Genomic DNA, 1,241 nt, shown 5'->3' with positions numbered 1-1,241 from the left:
CGAGACGGACGACTCCGCGCTGATAGCCGAGCGTGTTCTCGACGGTGCGGGTCGTGACGGGATCATCTTGCTCCACCCGCTGCACAAGGGCACCGTGCCCGCGATGCCCGCCATCCTGAAGAAGCTCCGCGCCGAGGGCTACACCTTCGTGACCGTCTCCCAGCTCCTCTCTCCGGCCAAGACCGAGCCCGGGAAGATCTACAAGTGACCATCTGACGGAGCCGCATTGATCAGGGGGATGGCTACACTCGGTTATGTTGATCGGAGGTGGCTATCAGTGCGAGCCGTGAGTAGGGGCAAGCAGCCCAGTCTGGCGCAGCTGCGCGCGTTCGCGGCCGTCGCCGAGCATCTGCACTTCAGGGATGCCGCGGCGGCGATCGGGATGAGCCAGCCCGCGCTGTCCGGTGCGGTGTCCGCGCTCGAGGAGGCGCTGGGGGTTCAGCTCCTCGAGCGCACCACCCGCAAGGTGCTGCTCTCCCCGGCCGGGGAGCGGCTCGCCGTGCGCGCCAAGGCCGTCCTCGACGAGGTCGAGTCGCTCCTGGAGGAGGCCGACGCCGTGAAGGCGCCGTTCACCGGCGCGCTGCGGCTCGGCGTGATCCCTACGGTGGCGCCCTATCTGCTGCCGACGGTCATCGCGCTCGTGCACGAGCGGTATCCGGACCTGGATCTCCAGGTGCACGAGGAGCAGACGTCGTCGCTGCTCGAAGGGCTTGCCGCCGGGCGTCTCGACCTGCTGCTGCTCGCCGTCCCGCTCGGCGTGCCCGGTGTCACCGAACTTCCCCTGTTCGACGAGGACTTCGTCCTCGTCACGCCGCTCGACCACTGGCTCGGTGGGCGGGAGGGGATCCCGCGCGAAGCGCTGCGCGAGCTCAATCTGCTGCTCCTGGACGAGGGGCACTGTCTTCGGGACCAGGCCCTGGACATCTGCCGTGAGGCGGGCCGCGGGGACGCGCCCGTCACGACGACGGCCGCCGGCCTTTCGACGCTGGTCCAACTGGTGGCCGGGGGGCTCGGGGTGACGCTCCTGCCCCGCACCGCCGTGCGGGTGGAGACCAGTCGCAGCAGCCAGCTCCTGACCGGGTACTTCGCGGATCCCGCGCCTACGCGGAGGGTGGCGTTCGCGATGCGGGTGGGGGCTGCGCGGGCGGCCGAGTACGAGGAGTTGGCGGCGGCCCTGCGAGATTCCCTCCGCCCCCTCCCAGTACGCGTACTCTGACCCACCCGCCCGCCCGTTTCCACCT

The 1,241-nt window shown here is 70.3% G+C and carries 1 protein-coding gene and 1 pseudogene; both read left to right on the top strand.

Annotated features, from left to right (window positions below):
- Positions 1 to 208, top strand: a pseudogene (locus ACFWZ5_RS40835) (polysaccharide deacetylase family protein); the annotation flags it as partial.
- A gap of 30 nt (positions 209 to 238) precedes the next feature.
- Entirely contained in the window at positions 239 to 1,216 is a 978-nt protein-coding gene (locus ACFWZ5_RS40830) for a LysR substrate-binding domain-containing protein (protein ID WP_384791690.1), read from the top strand.
- Positions 1,217 to 1,241: the final 25 nt, after the last annotated feature.

The organism is Streptomyces sp. NPDC059003 (genome assembly GCF_042740445.1).
Lineage (GTDB): Bacteria > Actinomycetota > Actinomycetes > Streptomycetales > Streptomycetaceae > Streptomyces.
The sequence above is the reverse complement of the archived record's forward strand: the minus strand, read 5'-3'. Positions and strand labels throughout refer to the sequence as shown.